The organism is Acinetobacter sp. NRRL B-65365, from assembly GCF_001605865.1.
Classification (GTDB): Bacteria; Pseudomonadota; Gammaproteobacteria; order Pseudomonadales; family Moraxellaceae; genus Acinetobacter; species Acinetobacter vivianii.
On record NZ_LRPD01000024.1, the window covers coordinates 1 to 20,104 of the forward strand.

The following is a 20,104-nucleotide window of genomic DNA, read 5'->3' on the forward strand; positions in this document are numbered from 1 at the left end:
GCCAGCAGTTGCTGTGCCCCAGTTGCCAGCAGTTGCTGTGCCTAAAGCACCAACCAGCACTGAGCCGCTATCACCAACTTCGAGTGAAGCACCAATAACGGAGACGTTCTTAGCTCTAGGCTCGTTAGCAATTAAGTAATCTGTTGCTGACTTTTTATCGCCTACAAATACAGTTCTTGCTTTTGGGAATTTGCATTTTTCACCGAGCATAACAATGCTTTTAAGGTCAACTTCTAACACCATCCATTTGCTATCTGCATCTAGATAGTTAGAACATGAGTGGTCGCCCGAGCCAAATAACCAACCGTGTAATCCATTGCCACATTCTTTGTTTTCAACCCAATCTGCTGCAACAGTTGTTCCACCTACATCAGCCCATTGGAAACCGCCTCGGCTAGTTAAATCTGATTTGCATGTTCTCAATACAAGTGCAGTGTTATTTTTAGTTCTAGCCATGATTAATTCCCCCAGAACATGCTATGAATAAAGAATGTGAGGGCATACCAAAGCACTAGGCCTGTGCCCAGAAAAGCAAAAAGTTTTAGTGTATCGATGAGATTTGCCACAAAGTGATCCCACAACGGAATTTGCATATCCTTTGCAGTAGGCTCGGTGCAACATGGGCGAGTCGTTTGACTCTGGATAGATTTATGTTTCATAATTGCCTCGTTGTTTGAAGCACATCGGAAGGTAAGAGAGTCGGTGTGCTTTTTTTGTTTACGAGGTAAATATAGAATATTCTATAAAAGTAATCAATAGATTTATCTATATATTGTCTATATTGATCTATTTGTTTCTATTAAATATTTGAAAATATAGATTAAAAAAATGTAAAAAAATTCTTGAAGGCATTAAAAAACCCGCCGAAGCGGGTATTTATTCTATATTTATTTAGCCAGCTCTATAGAACTGTCGACCAATCACTCTAAAGCTTGCGCCATTCGCATCAGTTATAACCTTATCTCTATATTTTGGGTTGAGGCTATGAAGAACAAGCTTTCCGCCTTCCTCTTTAAATATCTGTTTCAACATAGCTTCGCCTTCAAAATAGATAGCATAGAACTCATTATCTCTAATCTCTGTATCTGCCAGATCAATAGCAAAAACATCACCTGCACAAACATATGGTTCTTGTGACTCACCAGAAGCTAAGGCGAGCTTCACATTTTCAGGCTTTACACCATATTTTTTAAAAAATTGTGGAGGGAAATCACGTTTCTCAAGAACTTCATCAAAATGAAATTCAATCGATTCCCCATCCCCACAGGCAAACCGTATGTTCACTAAGTCAATCCAAATTCTTTCATTTTCTTGTTCTTCAGAGCTTACAGTAACGTTTGGAGAAGTATCAATTATCTGACTTAGACTTTTGTCGGTATCTTCAAGCAACTTACCAGTTCTTAACCAATATGGATCGACATTAAGTACTTTTGCGATTTCAGGGAGATGCGAAGATCCACTATTAGGATTTTTTTCAAGATAGCTATAAGAGGGCTGCTTCATACCTACAGCATCAGCGAGCTGCTTTTGTGAAAGTCCCGCCTTAAGTCTAGATTCTTTCAGTCGTTCAGCTTGTGTTGGCATTCCAATAAACTCATTCATGAGAATTTTTCTCAATAATATATAAACATTTCTATCACCTCAAATCGACAAAAAATAACCTATATAGATATGTCTATATATAATTATTGACTGTCTATAGAATATTCTATAAATTATAGATAATCTATATAGGGGATGGTTATGTCATCTAATCCAATTAAAGAGGTTGTAGAACACTACGGAAGTCAGCGCAAAACAGCTGAAGCCCTAGGCATCACGCAACCCACAGTGAACCACATGCTTTCTACTAAGCAAATATCGGTAGAGATAGCACTGCTCATCCAGAAGAAAACAAATGGAAAATTTAAGGCTCTCGATCTTAGACCGAGCTTGAAGCTTTCATTTTCTGAAATCTCGGTTTCATAGGTGGAGTTATGTCCGAGAAATTAACCGAGAGCATTACATTTAAATGCACGTATGAAGAAAAGCGGGCGTTTGAGGAGATTGCTAAGGCCGAAAAGACCGACATATCTAAATTAAGTCGTGTTTGCATGAATCAAAAAATTACTGAAGTAAGAGAGTACATAAATTCTCTCTCATCGTTCGCATGTCTTACCACAGATACAAGAGATTCAAATTTCGAGCTGGCAGCACCCCAACCGATTATTGATGTCACCCCAAGAAAAACAACAGGCACAAAAAAAGTCCATCTGCTGGAACAGATAGACCTTCTTGCCGTTCACATTAATTAATAAACGGATATTACGAATGCCAAATTTAGCACACATACCGCCGCCCACACAACAAGGGGAAGTGGTTCAATTTCCAAAAAAAGAGCATGCAACTATGTCGAAAATAGAGAGAGGGTATACGCGCTTACCCAACATGCTTATTGACGATCTAGTTATGGCTCAATTAAGCGATAAGGCTTTTAAATGCCTAATGTTTATTGTTCGTCAGACTGTAGGTTTTGATAGAGACTCGGACAACATCTCTATTACGCAGTTTCAGAGCATTTGCGGGATCAAAAAACGTGACACTGTTATGGCGGTAATCAAGGAGCTAGAAGACTGCAAAATCATAAAAGTGGATCGCAAAAAAGGTTGTTGGAATGTCTATTTTTTCACTCCTAACCAGTACCACGAAACGGGACTAGTCCCACGAAACGGGACTAGTACCACGAAACGGGATGAGACTAGTACCGTTAAAAAGGACGGGACTAGTACCACGAAACGGGACACTACAAAAGAAAACTCTAAAGAAACACCTAAAGAAAATAAAAAAAATAAATCTCTTGTGGATAAATCTGAATCGGAAATGTTTAGCAATTCGATTCAATACCACGTTGAGGACAATGCCCGTTACACACTTCGAGAGCTGGCGAACGTGTACATGATCAAAACTGATTTTGCAGATCAGGCTAAAAAACAAAATCCAGAACTCACCGATGAATCGATTGTCGAGGAATTAAAAAACTTCGCTCAGTGGTCAACAGGTCGAGAGCCAACAACGGCACAAGGCTGGATGAATTACTGGATTTATCGAATCCAAAGTTTGTCTAAACCAAAAACCAGACGTGTACGCCAATCAAAACCATCGGGCAGTAAAAATCTTTCTGATTCTCAAATCGACATGTTCAGCAAAAAACTCTGTGCATTGAGCGATTTTGCTTGCACCTACGCAAACACTGGTGAATCGCAGAAAACTTTTGAATCCCGTATCGCTACAAAACTTCGTGATCCTGAAAACCTAAAACATTGGGCTTCATACCTTCGTGACGTTGGATTCGTTGGAAATCTGGAGGGCATGGCATGAGACCAGTCACCAGCACCCACATCGAAACAGACGGTACGTTTTGGAAAAAAGAAAACAGCACCTGGTTTCACTACAACGAGCATTTCAAAAAATGGATGCCATACGTTGGAAAAGTTGATCGAAGTTTTTTAAACAAATTACAAGAGCTGGGAGGTTAAAAATCATGAGATGGAGTGAGCAGCAGCTTAAACAACATCAAAACAAACGCCAGAACGTGGATAAAACAGCCGTGATTGAACGAAAAGAGAAAAACCATACCAATGTAGCAGAGGTATTAAAAGAAGCGCATACGGGTGAAATAAGAGCGTTTTACGAAAGTGATCTAAAACAGCTTTTGAATTGTGAAATTGGAATGATACCGCCGTCAGTAAATCACTACTGGGAAAGATCAGGACGAGGCTATCGGTTATCGAACAAAGCACATGATTTTCATGATCTCGTTCGTGTAGTTGTTCCAGCACTTCAAACAACAGCACGTTTAAAACTTGAGGTGACTTTTCATTTTCAAAACAAACAGCGCCGTGACATCGATAACTACTTGAAAGCAACAATCGACAGCTTGGTGAAATGTGAATTTTGTGTTGATGACGAACAGTTTGATGAGCTCGTTGTTAAGCGCGGAAGCATCATCAAAGGCGGATTATTAAAACTAACCGTGAGTGAGGTAAGAGGGTGAATATGCATATTGATTATTTAGTTTGGTCTAACTCTTCGCGCGCGCGCACGTGTTTTGTCGAGGCCAGAAAGCAAGCTAAGGATTTTCTTAAAGAAAAAATGACTTATAAGAAACCAGACTTTCCAAGAATGATCTTGGATTTACGCAACCTGAAGTGGTCGCACTTACGCATAGCGCATGTATTAGATCTCAAATGCGCATCAACGGTTTCAGCATGGGCAACAGGTACACGTCCTTTCTTTGAGAATGGCGAACACCTTATTGCATTGTGGAAAGATCAAACAGGTTTAGAGCGCGTTCCACGTGTTGGCGAGCACCTAACCTACCGCTATGACGTGAAAGCGATTCATGAGCGAACCATGGCTAATAAAACGCTGGGTGAGCGCAAGTTAAGCACTTCGATTTTCGATTCAATTCTGGACGATGTGACAGAGCAACTTGAAGCTGAAATGTCTTATGAAGATATTTTGCGATTAAACGCTGAATATGGCGCTGGCATCGTAACAGCACAAACAACAAAGGCGCATGGTCTTTATCTTGGCTTAGCAGAGAAGGGCCGAAATAGACGCGCAAACATGACCACCCGTGACGGGGAAGGGCGATGAAATTAACCAAAGCTCAAAGAGCAGACATAAAAATGAAGTTTGGTGGCATGTGCTCTTATTGTGGTGAGTTGCTTGGAGAGAAATGGCAAGCTGATCACTTAATCCCAATTCGTAGAAATGGCGATGGCACCTGCATGAACCCTGAACATGATGTGATTGAAAATCTCATGCCTGCATGTGCAATCTGCAACAAGAATAAGCACTCATTCACTTTGGAGTTTTGGCGTAAGCAGCTAGAAGATTCAAATCGAAAACTACGTGATTACGTTGCCAATTACCGTCTAGCTTTAATGTTTGGTCAAGTTCAAGAGACGACATCAAAAATTATCTTTCATTTTGAGAAGTGGGAGCAAAGCCAATGAACGCGATCTATACCGAAGAAGAAGTATTAAACATCCTTGCTGAGGGCGACATGGATGCAAACGAATTGCTTAACTCCATTGATCCTAATTTTGAGAAGCGCTTTAAGCGCCTAAACACAGCATTATCAAAGCTTCTTGATGATGTGCGCAAAACGTTTCCAGATGCTCAGTATTACAGCCCTAGTGATGGCTTAGCATTACTTTTGGGCAGTTCCCATAGGGACGCAGGAATAGCACAACAAGAATTAGCAGCAGTATATAGCAATGCTTTATGTTCAGTGCTAAGCGGGGGTGACTGGTGATGAACGCAATCCAATTCATAAAAGACCACGGTGTTGAGAAGGCAAAGGAAGTATTAAACAAATACCAAGATTGCTACATGCCAGAAGTCTTTAAGTACTGGTCTGAGCAAATGCAAGATTTTGTGTTAGCGCCTAAATATGCATCTTGCTTGGTTTCAGACCTCAAGCACTTAGTTGAGAGCGTTGATCTCATTGATTCTTATGGTGGTATTAGGCTGCTTGAATATCAAGTTAGATGCCTAGGTCAAGAGATGTCGGATGCATTAAAACAAGCCATCGGAGACTACGAGTCAATCTATTCGGGAGAAGAAGCATGAAAGCTAAAGAATTTAAAAAAGGCGACCACGTAGTTTCAACATGGGGCTTAGAAAAACGCGTCCTAAAAATTGATCTTAAACCAAAACTAAAGAGTGGTGTCTTGTACATCACACTTCTAATCGATGGTGTTCGTCGAGAGTGCTTGGCTCAGTGGTGGCGACATGCAACTCAAGACGAGCAGCAAGCTGGTTTTAGAGATGGAGGTGAGCATGTTTAAGGTCGGGGATAAGGTTATCCGTCACTTTAATGGGAAAGTCTATTTTATTAATCATTTGGTTGGTGATGAGGAGTTCTTAATCTCGCATGGAAAAGACACGTCAGTTTCAAAGTGTCAAATCTGCGAACACATCAGCAACTTGACAATTGCCACACCCGAAGAAATCGCAGTAGGCCACCGCATTGATGGAGAACAGCACAATGATTGAAGAAATTATGAAACACGCTCCGAAAGGGGCAACTCATTGGCAGGCTGGTGTTTATTACAAAGAGAATGAATATGGCGTCTGGTCAATATGGGATGAAAACGAATGGAACAGTTCATTCCGATTTCCTGATGGATTTATGACAACCATTCCGAAATCTGTTGGCATTGATCAAGGTCGAGATATCACCAACTCCTTAGAAGACCTCCGCGACTGTGACACATCTCCAAATTGCAAGAAGTTTGAAGAGCAGGTGAAGTGATGAGAAGTGAATTTGTTATTTGGTTTGAAAAAAGACATGGTAAGCAGCCTCATTCTATGGCGGGGGATTATGCCAATTACACGTATTTAAAGCATGAGGCTGAAAAGGCTTGGAATCACCGCCAGACCGAGGTGGATGAGCTGCAAAAGCGGGTGGATGCAGTGGTTAGTGAAATTGAAAAGCTGCATTTGTCAGGTGTTATTGGTTGGGGCACGGTTAAGAGGTTAGAGCAAGCGCTCAAGGGGGAAGGATGATCAAATTGCATGTCTTTTTCCTATGTTTTTACGTGCTATCTAGTTTTGGTGCATTAATGACTGGTGATCAGGTGATGTCTTGCTTTAGCGGCATCTATGCAATGGTATTTGCATTAGCTCTCATATTTTCACCAAGAGAGGTTTGACCAATGACCACATTCAAAGAGGCTCAAAACTTTGGCATAATACGTCAAAGGAGATAAAAATGGTTCAAGAATTATATAGTTGGGTGGAGTTTGTTTGGGAGCTTCTTGGGAAGAGTCAGGTACAAACAGTTATAGCAATTGTTGCTTTTTGGCTTGCCTACAAAGGATACTTGAGGGTGTTAGATCAGATTAAGATAACAAATGCTCAAGAAAACGAATCATATGAGCAAAGAAATTATGAGCTAAAAATAGAAGTAATGAGTATGCTACTGCAAATTATTAATACTCTTCACAATCAAATAAATGATTTACTTGAATTAAAGAACGCGGCTGAAAATACACCAACTGAAAATTTAAGCGAAGAAGAAAAGCAAGACATGCTATTAATACTAGACATGTTAGAAAAAAAGATCTCAGAAACTGAGAGCTTGCAAAGCCTAATGAATGAATTTTCTAAAAACCTAAATAAAGTAGATAAATTTGATTATAAAAAGTACAGGGGGAAGTTGAATGATATTTATGAAGCATTATTTGCTTCACTTCACAGGGCAAATGAAATTTCAATATTAAAAACCAAATATCTAAAAGAGGATTAGAGTTTTAATCACACAACCAAACAGAACAACCAGAATCACAAACTAGCCCTTACAAACCAGTGAGGGCTTTTTTAATGACTACACGTCGTCAAGTACAAACACCAGGCAAAGCAGCCGATCCAGTAGAACAGCCGCAAGAAGTTGAGCAAGTAGCAACGGAAGCGGCTGCCGAAACAGAATCACCCAAGACAGATAATCTTGATCCTGAAAATCCAGCCGAGACAGTAGAGCAAAGTGATGAGCCGTCTTTGGGTGGTGGTGTTCTAGATCCAGCTTTAATTCTCCCTGAAATCCTTGAAACGGTTCGCCGAATTGAAGAGCAGTTATTAAACGGTTCACCTAGCACACAAGTCAAAGCCAAGCCGAAAAAACAACGTTTTAAATATGTGGAAGGCAAAGGCCATATTTTGGTGGAGGAATAAATCATGTGTGACGGTGGATTTATTCGAAACACTGCGAAGCTTTTTGGCTTCGATACAGGCCAGAACACAACCAAGCCGTTTGACGCTGAGGCAGAACAGAAGAAGGCAAATGATGAGAGCGCACAGGCTAGCAATGAAGCTATTGCGGCTCGCAACAAGCGCAAAGCTGCAACTGTTCTGTCATCTCAGGAAAACACAACAACTCAAAACAAGACAACGTTAGGGGGTTGATGTGGATAAAGCGGCACAATTGGTTAAGCGGCTTGGTCAACTTAAATCTTGTCGAGCTGTGCATGAGCAACATTGGCGTGAGTGCTACAAATATGGAGCACCTGAGCGCCAGCAATCTTTCAGCGGCGAGACTGTGGATAGTACGCGCAAAACTGAGCGAGCCGATTTATTAGATTCAACTGCGAGCTGGTCTATCCAACAGCTCGTAGCATCACTTATTTCAGGCACCACGCCTGCAAACTCATTGTGGTTTCGCGCCGTGCCAGATGGTATCGATGATCTTTCTGAAATCACTGAAGGTGAGAAGTGGCTTGATCAAGCTTGCAAGTTTATCTGGCGTAACATTCACGGCTCAAACTTTGATAACGAGGCGCACGATAGTGTGCTGGACGGCGTTGTTGCTGGCTGGGCTGTGCTTTACACGGACATTGACAGAAAAGAGGGCGGTGGATTTACATTTCAAGCTTGGCCTATTGGTGAATGCTACATTGCATCAACACGTCAGGATCAGGTTGTAGACACCATTTATCGTGAATATGAAATGAGTGCAGCGGCTATCGTTGCTGAATATGGCGAGAAAAGTGTTAGCGAGAGTGTGCTAAAAGCATCGAAAGATGAGCCAGATCGTAAGTTTAAAATCTTGTGGGTAATTCAGCCACGCGATGGTTATGTTGAGCCGAAGGATGATAGACCGCAACATCCGAAGAAAATGCCTTTTGAATCTGTTCATATTGAATGTGATTCAAAAACCATTTTGCGTGATTCAGGCTATAACGAGTTCCCATGTGCATGTCCACGTTATAGAAAGATACCGGGTTCTGTATACGGAAACGGACAGATGTCTATTGCATTGCCAGATGCTAAGCAGCTCAACAAGTTACAAGAATTGGTTATTCAGTCTGGTGAACTGTCGATAGGTGGTATGTGGGCAGCTAAAGACGGCGGCGTTATGAACGTGCGTACTTTACGTTTAGGGCCACGCAAGATCATTGCTGTTGATAATGTTGATGATATTAAACGTTTGGACGATGGGACAAATTTCCAAGTCGCTGAATACATGGTTACTTACCTTCAAACGAATATCCGCAAAGCTTTGATGGCAGATCAATTGCAGCCAGCCGATGGGCCTGCAATGACGGCTACCGAAGTTCATGTGCGTGTTGACTTAATTCGTCAGCAGTTAGGGCCGTTGTATGGGCGCTGGCAAGCTGAATTTTTGATCCCGTTGTTAGAGCGTTGTTTCGGTCTGGCTTACCGTGCTGGTGTGCTTGGTGATCCACCAGAAGAACTGCAAGGCAGCAATCTTTCATTCAAGTTTGTTTCACCATTGGCACGTTCACAGCAATTGGAAGATGTAAGTGCAATTGAACGATTGATGACAGCTCTACAGACCTATGCGCAAACATATCCAGAAATGCTGGACAACATTGATCCTGATGCTATTGCGCAAGTGACAGCTTCAAGTTTAGGGGTTCCAGCCGAAGTTTTACGTACCAAAAAACAAATTAATCAAGTGCGTCAGGTGAAAGCACAAGCACAACAAGGCCAAATGCAGCAGGCACAAGAGGCAAGCTTTACCGACAATCTAGGTAAAGAGGTAGCTAAAGGTGTGGGTCAGTCAATGATAGAGGAGCAACGACCATCATGATTTATTTAGCACCAATTTTAATTGCTGTGATTATTGCTATCTGTATTGGCTGGTGGCGAACTTATTCAAAGCTATGTCAGCAGAATGATTTGAATGAGATTCTGAAGTCTGAAAACTGGACGTTGCGACAATCTCAAAAGAATGGCTCTGATGATGATGGAGAAATGGGCGTGTTTAGGATTTCCAAGCGTCTTAAAAACAAGCCCACACCACTGGACTATCACGCACTATTCGAGGCCTCTCATATTGGGAGAAGCATCTTAAATGACTTGGCTGAGCGCTTTGGTGGCGCAACTTATGTCAGCGGTGGAATGGAAGCAGATCGGGAACAGTGCTATAGAGCTGGACGAAAATCAGTACTAGATTTTATATGCATTCAACTATCTAGAGCATTAGAGCCTGAAACGCACAACCAAATAGAATGACCAACACAGAAAACTAGCCTCCATACAAAGGAGGCTTTTTTATGTCTATTGATAACCAAGAAAACCCAACTCCAACAGATACACCGCCTGCAACTCCACCAGCGGATAACACAACTTTGGGCGGTGGTAGTGATGTGCCAGCAACAACACCGCCAGCAGACCAACCGCCACCAGATACGCCAGCGCCGTTTAATGCTGATGATTACAAGGTTGAGCGCGATGGATTTGATTTTGAAAACTTCAAAACAGAAAACGGCGATTTCTTAAAAGCAGCTCATGAGCTTGGCATTAATCCAAAGCAAATGGAGTTTTTAATAGGGACGCAGATCGACAAGATTTCTGGTCAGATTGAGCGGCTATTTGAAACCCATTCAGGCGCAACAACAGCCAATCTTCAAAAAGAATGGGGCGATAAGTTTACTGAAAACGTAGGGTATGCAAAAAAAGCAGCATTGGCAGCAGGAATCACACAAGAGCAACTTGAAGATCCACGTATTGGGTCAAACGAACAGTTTATTAAGTTGGCTGCTTACTTCGGCTCTCAACTTCATGAAGACACCCCACCGTCAAACACACAACCAAACAGTAGTGAGTCCATCCAACAATTACTCGCAAGCGAAGCGTATAGCAATGCTGATCATCCCGATCACAGGACTGTCGCTTCAAAAGTCAACGATTTTTACGCGAAAAATCATCGGGATTAAGGGAGCACTAAAATATGCCTCAAGATATGGCGACAAACGGGGGAATGATCACGGCGGCGTTTAAACGTCAGTTTCATGATGCATTCGAAGTTCAATGTCAACAAAAGAAATCTGTTCTTCAGGTTGGTGTGAAAGATCGTGGATCTGTCCAAGGTTCATCTTTCACAATTAACGATCTTGGAACAGTAGAGATGCAACCATCAGGTGATCGTTTTGGCGATACGGTTTGGTCTGTTCCAGAAGCTGGTACACGTTTAGCGCTCATGGCGGATTATGATTTGTTCGTCCCAATCGAGCCACGCGATGAGCCAAAGCTTGCAGCAAATCCGACCAGTGATTACATGCAGGCATGCTTGGCAGCTGAAATGCGTCAACGTGATCGTGTTATTTACAATGCTTTTGGTGCCGCAATTAATCGCAAAACCGCCGATGGAGAAACTTACACACCAACACCATTGCCAGCAGCTCAGCTAATTGGTGCTTCTGGTGCGCCAATGAACAAAGCAAAAATTGTCCGTGCACGTAAGTTATTCCGTGCGAATCATGCGGACAATGAAACGTTGTACATGATGTATAACGCCGAAATTTTGGAGCAAATCTTAATTGATGATGAGCTTACAAAATGGGATCGCGAAACCATTCAAGCCATTCAGGATGGTGACGTAGCGAAAAAATGGGCTGGCTTCTTATGGCTTCCGTATGAAGATCTTAAATCTGTTACTACAGGAACAGCGCCAAATGAGGTGACAACTCAAACAACGTTTGCTTTCGCGCAAGGTGCTGTTCATTTTGCCCGTGTGCCGATTAGTAACTTCGATATTGCTGTACGTGCTGACAAGAAGAACGTTAAGCAAATTGGTGGTATCGCTTCTTATGGTGCTGGTCGCGCCAACGAGCAAAAAGTTGTCGGTATCGACTTTGTAGTTTAATACCCAACCAAGCAACACCAAACCTCAACCACGATAGCGAAAAATGGTTGAGGTTTTTTTATGAACGTTACAAAGATAAGTATCTGTAATGCAGCTCTGGGTATGATTGGCGCGCGGTCAATCCAGTCCTTTGATGATGGAACAAAAGAGGCTGAATATTGCCGTAACTTTTACGAGTCACAACGCAAGGCTTTATTGCGACAATACCCTTGGTCATGCGCGAAGAAGCGCACACGTTTAGCGCCATTAAGCACACATCCTACTTTTGGTTACCGCCACGCATTCCCATTGCCAAGTGATTTTATCCGCTTATTCGATGCTGGTTGTAAGCGATTTGAAGTGGAAGGTCGATCAATTCTAGCGGATGCAGATGTAATCAATTTGATTTACATCTTTGACAACAACAACGAAGACACATGGGATTCAATGCTTGTTGAGTGCATGGAGCTGCAACTTGCATCACGTCTATGCAAGCCGATTACTGGAAGCGATGCGGCAGGCCAGACAGCATTATCACTCTTAACCAAGCGATTAGAAGAAGCGCGTGGCATAAGTGCGCAAGAAACACAGAGTGAATCGCTACAAATGGAGGATTCTGTTTTATTGGGAGCACGCTACTAATGAAACAATTCACGATCAAAAACAACTTTAGCGCTGGTGAGTTAAGCCCGTTACTTGGTACGCGCACAGACATTCAGCAGTACAGCAACGGCGCAAAAGAACTGTTTAATGTGATTCCACTTATTGAGGGTGGATTCAAAAAAAGACCAGGCACAAAGTTTCGCCTAGACACACAGGCATTAAGATTAATTCCATTCATCCCTAAGTCAAAAAATCCATTTCTAATCATGCTTGGTATTGGGAAAATGTGGATCTATAACCCACGCACACATCTTATTGAAAAGGAATTTAATACACCTTATGACACGGCGCAAAAGGTGGAGGAGGTGCAAGTTGCGCACACTCGTTACCGAATGTTCTTTGTTCAAGGTGATACACCAGTTCATCGGCTAGTCACATCAAAGGTTTTTGATACATGGCAATTTGGTGCATTCGTTTTTAATATCGCGCCATTGGATGATGAAGGGCGTTATCCCAATGTTGCACTTACGCCGTCTGGTGTAGAAGTGGGGATGACTGTTACGTTGTCTGCCGCCTCATATCCTACGTGGGACGCCGAAACAACTTACATTACGGATGACCGTGTAATCTTTGCTTCAAAGACATATAAAGCGCTGACAGAATCAAAAGGCAAGCAGCCAGATGAAGTTGGATCTTTATACTGGGAAGAGGTAACAGGATCGGCAGCGAACATCTTCACATCTGAGGATATTGATTCAATCGTTACCCTGAACGGTGGTCAGGTTCAAATCACATCAATTGATAATCCCTCGGTAGCACGTGGCATTGTGATGGTGAAGCTCACAAGTGACATTCAGGCTATTGCCAAGTCATGGCATATTTCCGCTGGTGCATTCTCAGATGAGAAAGGGTATCCGCGCGCTGTATCATTTTTCAAACAGCGCCTTGTCTTTGCCAATACAGATACATCGCCTAATTTAATCTGGTTCTCCGCAATTGCCGATGATGGTAATTTTCTTACAACCTCTGATGATTCAGATGCAATCAGCATGGCATCCTCATCGGCTCAGTCAGACAATATTTTATTCCTTGTGCAGCGTGGTGGCGTGGCAGTGCTGACAGGTGGGGCTGAATTTATTGTTTCGTCAACTGGTGCGTTTACACCAAGTACAGCACAGATCGAAGAGCAAACAGCCTACGGTTGTCACCCAGATGTACGCCCTTGTCGTGTGGGGAATGAGGTTTTATACGTTCAGCGCGGTGGTGCGCGCCTAAGAGCTATGTCATATGACTACACAACTGATGGACTTGTCTCTGACGATCTAACAGCGATTGCGCCTCATATTGCCAAAGACCAAGGCGGCTTTGCTGAAATTACTTACCAGCAGACACCTGATTCGATTGTTTGGTGCGTCCTTAATAACGGTACAGTTGCTGCTTTGACATATAACAAGGCTCAAGCTATGGCGGCGTGGTCACATCATGACTTTGGGGGCAATGTTATTTCAATGTGCTCAATACCGACCAATCTTGGTGATGATCAATGCTTTATGCTTGTTGTTAGGAACGGCGTTACTGTTCTCGAAGAACTGTCCGAAAATTCATTTAGTGATTGTGAGATTGACAAGGATTTCAACGGTAATACTGCATTGGTGCCGAATATAGGTCTACTTAGCAATCCGATAGCAAGCTTCAGCAATAATGATGGGCGCTTTTACACTGACGTTACAGTGAATGGTCTTGTTGTAAAATTAAACAGTTCACTAAATCAACTGGTTCACTTAGGAAACCATTTTGTTTGTAGAGCTGCTCTTTATCCACCAAATCTTGCTCAAGCGCCAGCGACCGTTCTACACGATAAGCTACAGTTGAATAGCGTTTTTGTTTTTCTGTATGAGAGCTTAGGTGGCGAGGTGATTAACTGTGATCAGCCACCACAGCCGCTTCAGTATAAAAACTTTGATCAATCTGTTTTCCAGAATAAACCTTTCACTGGTTATGCCGAAATAACCCTAAAAGGCTGGGAAACTGTCTATGACTTTACCCTTCAAATAACACACGACAAACCATTACCTTTCTATGTGCAAGCTATCTCATCACGGATTTCAATCAATGAGAGATAGTTATGCTTGTCAGAAAAGCAACATTAAATGATCTTGATGCGCTTGTTGATTTTGGCAAGCGCATTGTTCATGAAGCACCTAATTTCAATCAATTCAATGAAACATCTACACGCTCATTTTTGGGCACTTTAATTATTGAAGGTAAGTCTGTATTTGTGGCTGTTGATGAAGATCAAAAACCTATCGGCACAATGGTAGCGACAACTGGCATTGAATGGTTTAGCGGAAAGAAGGTTGCTTATGAGCTTTGTTTATACGTCCTCCCAGAATGTCGAAACTCAAGTGCTGGCAGTGAACTGATCAAAGAGTTTGTTGTCTGGTCACAAGAGCAGAAGGTCGATGCAATTCACTCAGGCACAACTACTGGAATCAAATCCAGTGATGTATCCAAACTGTATGAAAGCTACGGCTTTACCTGTACAGGCCTTAATTTTTCGAAGGAGGTCTAAGTATGTGGTGGATGGCACTTATTCAGGCAATTAAGGAAAAGGTTGATGGCGCAAAAAATACAATCAATAACGCCACAACTCTACGCAACCAAGCTGAAACAACAGAGGCGCAAGGGCGTGTTGATGCACAAAGCATTTTAAATCAAGGCCAGAAGATGCAAAGCAGTGCGCGTGCTGCGGCTGCTGAAAATGGCTTAAATGTAGATGTAGGAAGCGCTGCCGCAATTCAAGATCAGATTGCTGGCGATTCCGCTGCAAACGCTTATATCACTAAGTCACAAGCAAACTATGCAGCAAGCCAGATGCGCGCAGAGGCAAGCGATTCTCTTGACCGCACGTTCAGTGATTTAGGGCCGTTAAAAGGCTTAGCTAAAAAGGGATGGAAATAATGAAGATACCTGTTAGCCAAGGCGTAATAACTGGAACAACTCAAAGAGTAGGTGACGCAGCTAATCCGGGTGGATACCGTCCAGATAATGCTGCTATGGGTGTGTTTTCTGCAATCATGGGTAGACAGCAACAAGTATGGCAGAAAGAGCGCGCACAAGAAGAAAACAGCGCTAAGCTACAGCTTGATGATGTGCTGACTACAGACTTTAGCAACAAAGTAACCGATTTAAAGAATCAGGTTGGTAATGGTGTTTTATCGGCTGAACAAGCCAATAACGATCTTTCAGCATGGTCAAATGATCGGTATGCACAGTTGGAAGAAAACTTGCCACAACACGCCAAGCCACAATTAAAAAACTATTGGGCACAATCTGTAAATAATCAGCGTAGTTCGTTTTTCCCATTACAACTGAGAGCTGATGAACAGAAAGGCGTTGAATTAGTTGATCGTGCTTTTGGCATAGCTACGCGATTGCCCACACAAGAGCGTGAATCATACTTTAAAACATATCTTGATAATGCGCCTATCTCCGAAGCAGAGAAGTCACAGCGCATGCAAAAACTTCGCGAAGAGTCGAATAAAATTGACCTTGATGGGCGTATTTTATCTGCTGTTAATTCTGGTAGTGTCGATGAGCTAAGTACTTTAAATACCGATCTAGATAAGGGTGCATACGGATACTTAAACGGCGGTCAAGTGCAGGACTATAAAGCCTCTATCTCAAGTAAGATCCATACCCTTCAGAACCGCCAACAGATTGAAGAGAATAAGCGTCTTACTGAATCAAATAAAGTTTTTAATGAGTTTAAACAGTCTGTTTTGACTGGTCGAAACTTAGATGCATCCTATGTAGATAACGTTAGAACGGCTGTTAATGGTACAGATAATCAGGCTGATTTTGACTTTTACATGGGTCATTCAAGCAACTTCCAGAAGTTCTCAAAGCTAAGCACAACTGAGCAGCTTAAGATGCTTAACGATCAAAAGGCGTTATTAAAAAATTCATCTTCTTCGGATCCTGTGCGCGAAGAAAAAGTGATGAATGTTTACCAGTCCATCTATGACGAAAAGATCAAATTAGCCAAAGACAACCCAAGTCAAATTTTGGCTGAAAATGGTATTCAGTTACCAGACATCAATCCAACAGCTATTAAAACAAATCCTCAAGGCTTGGCTAAAAATCTGGTCACAGTAGGCACGTATCAACTTGCAATGAAAAAGAATGATCCTAACGTTGCTATTAAGCCAATCTCTACGGATCAACTACCACAGGCAATCGACGAGTTTGATAAATCAAGTGTTGACCAGAAGTTAAACTTAATCAGCAACTTGATTGGGCAAACTAAAGGGATTACTGGCGGTAAGCAGATTTGGCAAGAAACACTAAAGCAACTAGGTAGCGGATCACTGAATTATGTTGCCGCTGGAACAGCAAGGTTAAACAATTTTAAATCAACCGAAGGCCGTGAGCTTTCCACATCAATCATTTCAGGTACACAGCTATTAAAAAATAAGCAATTCACAATGCCTAAAGAAGCTGACTTACGCGCATCCTTTAATGATTATGTAGGGCAGACAGTGTCGGGAACCACCGCCAATGATGCATATGAAGTTTTCAAAGCTGTGTATGCGGACACGATGGTTTCACGGGGTGAGGCGCATTCTAAAGCGGATGAATTGCCAAACAAGGAAATTGCTGAATTTGCTTTAGGTTTTACTACTGGCGGCATCTACGATCAAGACGGCGGATTCAGAAATTACATGGGTGGTAAATACCAGTCATGGAAAGTGACCAAGCCCTACGGAATGACAGATGATGCATTTTCGTCACGCTTAGATCAAGGCTATAACGTGATTGCTCAACAGACGGGGATAAGTGCTGCCGAACTTAAAAATCTTCGCTTAAGACAAGGGAAGTCGAGCAGTACAGGTGAACTACAATACGATTTAATTAACGAGCGCGGACAACCATTGGTTGTTAATAAAGCTGTTTGGCGTATCAAAATGAGTGGAGTAACTAAATAATGAGCTGGTTAGATACTTTTTCAGATGATGAGCAACAGTCCGTAGAGGAACTGCAAAACAAAGGTCTTGGCGCGAAACCACAACAACCTAAGGAAGTAGGCTTATTTGATGGTGCTGCTTCTTCGCCGTTTCGCGGTGCTGGAGCTGGTTTTGCTAAAGTAGCCGATGTGGTTGCCGCGCCTGTGGATGCTGTTACAGATCGCTTGGCTTACAGTTTCAAAGATGTCTCAACAAACAACTTCATCGAGCCTTACGAAGAGTTTAAGGCTAAACGAGAAGTAGCACGCGACAACATAGTTCTTGAGGGTATAAGCAACCTAGAAGATAAAGAGAATACCGGAACAGTCGGGCAAATTGGTTTTGGCTTAGGCGACTTTGCAACACGTGCAATCACGGGTAGTGCATTGGGTGGATTAGCTGGCGCAATAGGGGTTACGGGTGGGTCTGAAACAAATTACAAATACAAGGATCTTGTTAGAAAAGGTGTTGATAGTGAGACAGCATTAAAGGTTGCTTCTGTTGATGGTGTGGTTGCTGGTGCTTCTGCTGCTTTGCCTTTGTCTTACGGTTTAAGAGGCACAGGTGGAGTACTGGCTGATGCGGCCTTGTCGGTTGGTGGCGCAACAGCGCTATCTACTGGTGGTCAATTTGCAAGTGGTGAGATTCTTGAAAACGCTGGCTACAAAAAACAAGCCAAAGAATACGAAATCACATACCAAAGCGTAGGTACGGATCTGCTTTTGAATGGCTTATTTTTTGGTGCAAGCCGTGGTTATGCTCGTTATCTCGATAAAAGTGTTAAGGCTGAACTGGATAGCTTAAACCAAAATCCAGAAGCCAAGTCTACAGTTGTTGAGAGTACACTTGAAGTTAACCGAATGCAGATGGATGACTCTGTTGCACCTGTAAAGCCTGCAAACCCGATTCAGGAAAATAACCATTTAATTAATCTTGACGATGCTACAGATCAAATTAGAACAGGTCGCCCAGTAAATGTCGTTAAAGATGTGAAGGGGGATGAAAAGAGAAAACCGTTTGATATTGAATCTAGTGCATTACCAGCCAATGCAAAATTGATTGCACGCAAAGCAAATCAGGACGGCGTAGACCCCACTGTTGCGCTCACTATTTCTCAACTTGAAAGCAATTTTAATCATACTGCCCAGCCACCTATAGGTAAGGATGGAAAGCGATTATCATCTGCTTTTGGTTTATTTCAAGTGCTTGATAAAACATGGGGGAATCTAGGCGGAGGTGATAGGCGCAATGTAGAGGAGCAGATCCGCGTAGGCCTGAAACATATTAAACATGCCAACAACTACATTAAACAAAAACTAGGGCGAGAGCCTATTGCCCATGAACAATATCTTGGGCATTTACTGGGGCCAGCTGGTGCAGTTAATGTTTTAAAAGCTGACCCAAGTGCAAAGCTGATAGATGTAGTCCGCAAATATGATCCTGAGAATGCAAATAAAATTGTAAAGAATAACGGCATGTCAGGCATGACTGTTGAACAGGCAATTGATAAGTGGCGTAAAAAATGGAATACCGTAAGCGCTCGTTTTGGTGGGGAGAGTCGAAGCACAGCTTATGGCATGGATGGTACAAGCTATGATGTTGCTTATGAGGTTAAAGACCTGAATGACCTTATTGCATCAAATGATGCTTTGTTTGCTGTAAACCCACGTTATCCAGCAGAGCTACAGCCCCGTGATCGTACCCGTGAAGCATCACGTCAGCAGATTGAAAGAATGGCAGATGATCTTAAGCCTGAATTGCTGGGCGAGTCATATAAGCTTTCTGACGGCGCACCGATCATAGGATTGGACAATGTTGTTGAATCGGGTAATGGGCGCACCATGGCAATATCAAAAGCATATGCGGATGGTAAGGCAGAGGCGTATCGCAAGTTTGTCAGTGATTATGCAAACACTCGAGGTTTTGATATCTCAGGTATTAACAATCCTGTTTTGGTGCGTACACGTATTAGTGATGTTGATCGTGCAAGCTTTGCAAGGCTTGCAAATGAAAGCGATGTAGCACAATTCAGCGCTTCTGAACGTGCCAAAAGTGACGTTAATCGCCTGCCCGATGCAAGTATGTTGCGCCTTAATTCAGATGGAAATATCAACCTCGAGGGAAGCATGGACTACGTGCGCTCTTTCGTGGATCAACTTCCACAGTCTGAGAGATCAAATGCGATAACCAGTGATGGACGATTATCACAGCAGGGTAAAACCCGTATCGAAACAGCTTTAGCAAGTCAGGCATATGGTGATTCAAATCTGGTAGCGCGCCTATCAGAGAACATTGGAGAAGAGGGTAAGGTTGTATTAAATGCTTTGTTGCGTTCTGCGCCTCAACTGGCTCAATTAAGCGATTTAGTCAAACAAGGTGGTCGCTATCCAAATACGATTGCAACGGATCTGGCACAGGCTGCACAAAAGCTAAGTGATCTAAAAGCGAATGACTTAAAGGTTGATGATTATTTAAATCAAGGTCAGTTGATTGATGATGGCCTATCACCTAGTGCGCGTGAATTTTTACAAGTATTTGATCAGAACAATAGAAGCTCTAAAGCAATCAGTGACTTCATCAAATCTAAAGTTGATGAGGTTGAAGCTTTGGGAGATCCACGGCAAGGCTCTTTGTTTGGGGATACACCAGATGATATTGCCTTTCTGAACATCTTGAATGACAACCCCAATCAGATGATTGCGGTAAAGCGTATCACTGAAGATGGGGTGGAAACTGAAACGCAAATACCCTTACACCAATTAGCATCGGAATTAGAAGCTGATGCAAAAAGTGCAGAAATTGAAAATCTAGCAACCCAAACAGCAATTAATTGTGCTTTGCAGTACGGAGAATAATC

The 20,104-nt window shown here is 42.5% G+C and carries 29 protein-coding genes; 26 read left to right on the forward strand and 3 right to left on the reverse strand.

All coding sequences use genetic code 11. The annotated features are described in order from the left end of the window. The 3 genes from AWW72_RS10260 to AWW72_RS10270 form a co-directional block, all read right to left on the reverse strand. On the reverse strand, positions 1 to 456 hold a 456-nt coding region (locus tag AWW72_RS10260; protein WP_249409162.1), incomplete at its 3' end, for a DUF7666 domain-containing protein. Between the two features lie 2 nt (positions 457 to 458). Beyond that, on the reverse strand, positions 459 to 659 hold the full coding sequence (locus AWW72_RS10265; protein ID WP_062847250.1) for a hypothetical protein: 201 nt from the start codon (positions 657 to 659) through the stop codon (positions 459 to 461). A gap of 232 nt (positions 660 to 891) precedes the next feature. Next, positions 892 to 1,602 (reverse strand): XRE family transcriptional regulator, encoded by a 711-nt coding sequence (locus AWW72_RS10270; RefSeq protein ID WP_062847251.1) that lies wholly within the window; start codon positions 1,600 to 1,602, stop codon positions 892 to 894. Positions 1,603 to 1,743: 141 nt separating this feature from the next. Here AWW72_RS10270 and AWW72_RS10275 point away from each other — a divergent pair, with 141 nt between their 5' ends. From AWW72_RS10275 to AWW72_RS10395, 26 genes are all read left to right on the forward strand, one after another. After that, positions 1,744 to 1,968: a transcriptional regulator gene (locus AWW72_RS10275; protein ID WP_062847252.1), complete on the forward strand. Its 225-nt coding sequence runs from the start codon at positions 1,744 to 1,746 to the stop codon at positions 1,966 to 1,968. Positions 1,969 to 1,976: 8 nt separating this feature from the next. Then, positions 1,977 to 2,294 (forward strand): hypothetical protein, encoded by a 318-nt coding sequence (locus AWW72_RS10280; RefSeq protein ID WP_062847253.1) that lies wholly within the window; start codon positions 1,977 to 1,979, stop codon positions 2,292 to 2,294. Positions 2,295 to 2,310: 16 nt separating this feature from the next. Continuing rightward, positions 2,311 to 3,357 (forward strand): replication protein, encoded by a 1,047-nt coding sequence (locus AWW72_RS10285; RefSeq protein WP_062847254.1) that lies wholly within the window; start codon positions 2,311 to 2,313, stop codon positions 3,355 to 3,357. After that, positions 3,354 to 3,515, forward strand: a complete 162-nt coding sequence (locus AWW72_RS19455; RefSeq protein ID WP_171254711.1) for a hypothetical protein — start codon at positions 3,354 to 3,356, stop codon at positions 3,513 to 3,515. Before AWW72_RS10285 ends, AWW72_RS19455 begins: the two co-directional genes overlap by 4 nt. Positions 3,516 to 3,520: 5 nt before the next feature. Beyond that, entirely contained in the window at positions 3,521 to 4,033 is a 513-nt protein-coding gene (locus AWW72_RS10290) for a RusA family crossover junction endodeoxyribonuclease (protein ID WP_062847255.1), read from the forward strand. Between the two features lie 98 nt (positions 4,034 to 4,131). After that, positions 4,132 to 4,638, forward strand: a complete 507-nt coding sequence (locus AWW72_RS10295; protein WP_249409163.1) for a hypothetical protein — start codon at positions 4,132 to 4,134, stop codon at positions 4,636 to 4,638. Beyond that, positions 4,635 to 5,000: an HNH endonuclease gene (locus AWW72_RS10300; protein WP_062847257.1), complete on the forward strand. Its 366-nt coding sequence runs from the start codon at positions 4,635 to 4,637 to the stop codon at positions 4,998 to 5,000. The genes AWW72_RS10295 and AWW72_RS10300 overlap by 4 nt, the downstream gene beginning before the upstream one ends. After that, positions 4,997 to 5,302, forward strand: a complete 306-nt coding sequence (locus tag AWW72_RS10305) for a hypothetical protein (protein ID WP_062847258.1) — start codon at positions 4,997 to 4,999, stop codon at positions 5,300 to 5,302. Before AWW72_RS10300 ends, AWW72_RS10305 begins: the two co-directional genes overlap by 4 nt. Beyond that, positions 5,302 to 5,619, forward strand: coding sequence for a hypothetical protein (locus AWW72_RS10310; protein WP_062847259.1), 318 nt, complete (start codon positions 5,302 to 5,304; stop codon positions 5,617 to 5,619). Before AWW72_RS10305 ends, AWW72_RS10310 begins: the two co-directional genes overlap by 1 nt. Next, a complete protein-coding gene (locus AWW72_RS19310) occupies positions 5,616 to 5,837 on the forward strand; it encodes a hypothetical protein (protein ID WP_062847260.1) in 222 nt (73 codons plus the stop codon). Before AWW72_RS10310 ends, AWW72_RS19310 begins: the two co-directional genes overlap by 4 nt. Next, positions 5,830 to 6,045: a hypothetical protein gene (locus AWW72_RS19155; protein ID WP_062847261.1), complete on the forward strand. Its 216-nt coding sequence runs from the start codon at positions 5,830 to 5,832 to the stop codon at positions 6,043 to 6,045. The genes AWW72_RS19310 and AWW72_RS19155 overlap by 8 nt, the downstream gene beginning before the upstream one ends. Beyond that, complete coding sequence (locus tag AWW72_RS10325; RefSeq protein ID WP_062847262.1) at positions 6,038 to 6,304, forward strand: hypothetical protein; 267 nt, start codon at positions 6,038 to 6,040, stop codon at positions 6,302 to 6,304. Before AWW72_RS19155 ends, AWW72_RS10325 begins: the two co-directional genes overlap by 8 nt. Then, a complete protein-coding gene (locus AWW72_RS10330; protein ID WP_062847263.1) occupies positions 6,304 to 6,558 on the forward strand; it encodes a hypothetical protein in 255 nt (84 codons plus the stop codon). Before AWW72_RS10325 ends, AWW72_RS10330 begins: the two co-directional genes overlap by 1 nt. A gap of 205 nt (positions 6,559 to 6,763) precedes the next feature. Further along, the gene (locus tag AWW72_RS10335; RefSeq protein WP_062847264.1) at positions 6,764 to 7,300 is read left to right on the forward strand and encodes a hypothetical protein; all 537 of its coding nucleotides are present in this window, start codon (positions 6,764 to 6,766) and stop codon (positions 7,298 to 7,300) included. 74 nt (positions 7,301 to 7,374) lie between these two features. Beyond that, a complete protein-coding gene (locus tag AWW72_RS10340) occupies positions 7,375 to 7,722 on the forward strand; it encodes a hypothetical protein (RefSeq protein ID WP_062847265.1) in 348 nt (115 codons plus the stop codon). 3 nt (positions 7,723 to 7,725) lie between these two features. Further along, positions 7,726 to 7,953 (forward strand): hypothetical protein, encoded by a 228-nt coding sequence (locus AWW72_RS10345; protein ID WP_062847266.1) that lies wholly within the window; start codon positions 7,726 to 7,728, stop codon positions 7,951 to 7,953. Position 7,954: 1 nt separating this feature from the next. After that, positions 7,955 to 9,601, forward strand: coding sequence for a portal protein (locus AWW72_RS10350; protein ID WP_062847267.1), 1,647 nt, complete (start codon positions 7,955 to 7,957; stop codon positions 9,599 to 9,601). Then, positions 9,598 to 10,026: a Bbp19 family protein gene (locus AWW72_RS10355; RefSeq protein ID WP_062847268.1), complete on the forward strand. Its 429-nt coding sequence runs from the start codon at positions 9,598 to 9,600 to the stop codon at positions 10,024 to 10,026. The genes AWW72_RS10350 and AWW72_RS10355 overlap by 4 nt, the downstream gene beginning before the upstream one ends. A gap of 41 nt (positions 10,027 to 10,067) precedes the next feature. Next, entirely contained in the window at positions 10,068 to 10,730 is a 663-nt protein-coding gene (locus AWW72_RS10360) for a hypothetical protein (RefSeq protein WP_062847269.1), read from the forward strand. A 14-nt stretch (positions 10,731 to 10,744) separates the two neighbouring features. Further along, complete coding sequence (locus AWW72_RS10365; protein WP_062847270.1) at positions 10,745 to 11,659, forward strand: phage capsid protein; 915 nt, start codon at positions 10,745 to 10,747, stop codon at positions 11,657 to 11,659. A 60-nt stretch (positions 11,660 to 11,719) separates the two neighbouring features. Further along, on the forward strand, positions 11,720 to 12,280 hold the full coding sequence (locus tag AWW72_RS10370; RefSeq protein ID WP_062847271.1) for a phage connector family protein: 561 nt from the start codon (positions 11,720 to 11,722) through the stop codon (positions 12,278 to 12,280). Beyond that, positions 12,280 to 14,364, forward strand: coding sequence for a phage nozzle protein (locus AWW72_RS10375; protein WP_062847272.1), 2,085 nt, complete (start codon positions 12,280 to 12,282; stop codon positions 14,362 to 14,364). The genes AWW72_RS10370 and AWW72_RS10375 overlap by 1 nt, the downstream gene beginning before the upstream one ends. A gap of 2 nt (positions 14,365 to 14,366) precedes the next feature. Beyond that, positions 14,367 to 14,813: a GNAT family N-acetyltransferase gene (locus tag AWW72_RS10380; RefSeq protein WP_062847273.1), complete on the forward strand. Its 447-nt coding sequence runs from the start codon at positions 14,367 to 14,369 to the stop codon at positions 14,811 to 14,813. Between the two features lie 2 nt (positions 14,814 to 14,815). After that, the gene (locus AWW72_RS10385) at positions 14,816 to 15,202 is read left to right on the forward strand and encodes a hypothetical protein (protein WP_062847274.1); all 387 of its coding nucleotides are present in this window, start codon (positions 14,816 to 14,818) and stop codon (positions 15,200 to 15,202) included. Continuing rightward, complete coding sequence (locus AWW72_RS10390) at positions 15,202 to 17,229, forward strand: hypothetical protein (RefSeq protein ID WP_062847275.1); 2,028 nt, start codon at positions 15,202 to 15,204, stop codon at positions 17,227 to 17,229. The genes AWW72_RS10385 and AWW72_RS10390 overlap by 1 nt, the downstream gene beginning before the upstream one ends. Then, positions 17,229 to 20,102, forward strand: a complete 2,874-nt coding sequence (locus AWW72_RS10395; RefSeq protein WP_062847276.1) for a transglycosylase SLT domain-containing protein — start codon at positions 17,229 to 17,231, stop codon at positions 20,100 to 20,102. The genes AWW72_RS10390 and AWW72_RS10395 overlap by 1 nt, the downstream gene beginning before the upstream one ends. Positions 20,103 to 20,104: the final 2 nt, after the last annotated feature.

Bases quoted from the DNA above. Each gene is read 5' to 3' on its own strand.
- AWW72_RS19455 (WP_171254711.1), top strand. From the start codon at position 3,354: ATGAGACCAGTCACCAGCACCCACATCGAAACAGACGGTACGTTTTGG.
- AWW72_RS10395 (WP_062847276.1), top strand. From the start codon at position 17,229: ATGAGCTGGTTAGATACTTTTTCAGATGATGAGCAACAGTCCGTAGAG.
- AWW72_RS10380 (WP_062847273.1), top strand. From the start codon at position 14,367: ATGCTTGTCAGAAAAGCAACATTAAATGATCTTGATGCGCTTGTTGAT.
- AWW72_RS10390 (WP_062847275.1), top strand. From the start codon at position 15,202: ATGAAGATACCTGTTAGCCAAGGCGTAATAACTGGAACAACTCAAAGA.
- AWW72_RS10285 (WP_062847254.1), top strand. From the start codon at position 2,311: ATGCCAAATTTAGCACACATACCGCCGCCCACACAACAAGGGGAAGTG.
- AWW72_RS10370 (WP_062847271.1), top strand. From the start codon at position 11,720: ATGAACGTTACAAAGATAAGTATCTGTAATGCAGCTCTGGGTATGATT.
- AWW72_RS10305 (WP_062847258.1), top strand. From the start codon at position 4,997: ATGAACGCGATCTATACCGAAGAAGAAGTATTAAACATCCTTGCTGAG.
- AWW72_RS10355 (WP_062847268.1), top strand. From the start codon at position 9,598: ATGATTTATTTAGCACCAATTTTAATTGCTGTGATTATTGCTATCTGT.
- AWW72_RS10265 (WP_062847250.1), bottom strand. From the start codon at position 659: ATGAAACATAAATCTATCCAGAGTCAAACGACTCGCCCATGTTGCACC.
- AWW72_RS10310 (WP_062847259.1), top strand. From the start codon at position 5,302: ATGAACGCAATCCAATTCATAAAAGACCACGGTGTTGAGAAGGCAAAG.
- AWW72_RS10385 (WP_062847274.1), top strand. From the start codon at position 14,816: ATGTGGTGGATGGCACTTATTCAGGCAATTAAGGAAAAGGTTGATGGC.
- AWW72_RS10345 (WP_062847266.1), top strand. From the start codon at position 7,726: ATGTGTGACGGTGGATTTATTCGAAACACTGCGAAGCTTTTTGGCTTC.
- AWW72_RS10280 (WP_062847253.1), top strand. From the start codon at position 1,977: ATGTCCGAGAAATTAACCGAGAGCATTACATTTAAATGCACGTATGAA.
- AWW72_RS10290 (WP_062847255.1), top strand. From the start codon at position 3,521: ATGAGATGGAGTGAGCAGCAGCTTAAACAACATCAAAACAAACGCCAG.
- AWW72_RS10300 (WP_062847257.1), top strand. From the start codon at position 4,635: ATGAAATTAACCAAAGCTCAAAGAGCAGACATAAAAATGAAGTTTGGT.
- AWW72_RS19155 (WP_062847261.1), top strand. From the start codon at position 5,830: ATGTTTAAGGTCGGGGATAAGGTTATCCGTCACTTTAATGGGAAAGTC.
- AWW72_RS10340 (WP_062847265.1), top strand. From the start codon at position 7,375: ATGACTACACGTCGTCAAGTACAAACACCAGGCAAAGCAGCCGATCCA.
- AWW72_RS10275 (WP_062847252.1), top strand. From the start codon at position 1,744: ATGTCATCTAATCCAATTAAAGAGGTTGTAGAACACTACGGAAGTCAG.
- AWW72_RS10360 (WP_062847269.1), top strand. From the start codon at position 10,068: ATGTCTATTGATAACCAAGAAAACCCAACTCCAACAGATACACCGCCT.
- AWW72_RS10335 (WP_062847264.1), top strand. From the start codon at position 6,764: ATGGTTCAAGAATTATATAGTTGGGTGGAGTTTGTTTGGGAGCTTCTT.
- AWW72_RS19310 (WP_062847260.1), top strand. From the start codon at position 5,616: ATGAAAGCTAAAGAATTTAAAAAAGGCGACCACGTAGTTTCAACATGG.
- AWW72_RS10375 (WP_062847272.1), top strand. From the start codon at position 12,280: ATGAAACAATTCACGATCAAAAACAACTTTAGCGCTGGTGAGTTAAGC.
- AWW72_RS10330 (WP_062847263.1), top strand. From the start codon at position 6,304: ATGAGAAGTGAATTTGTTATTTGGTTTGAAAAAAGACATGGTAAGCAG.
- AWW72_RS10365 (WP_062847270.1), top strand. From the start codon at position 10,745: ATGCCTCAAGATATGGCGACAAACGGGGGAATGATCACGGCGGCGTTT.
- AWW72_RS10270 (WP_062847251.1), bottom strand. From the start codon at position 1,602: ATGAATGAGTTTATTGGAATGCCAACACAAGCTGAACGACTGAAAGAA.
- AWW72_RS10325 (WP_062847262.1), top strand. From the start codon at position 6,038: ATGATTGAAGAAATTATGAAACACGCTCCGAAAGGGGCAACTCATTGG.
- AWW72_RS10295 (WP_249409163.1), top strand. From the start codon at position 4,132: ATGACTTATAAGAAACCAGACTTTCCAAGAATGATCTTGGATTTACGC.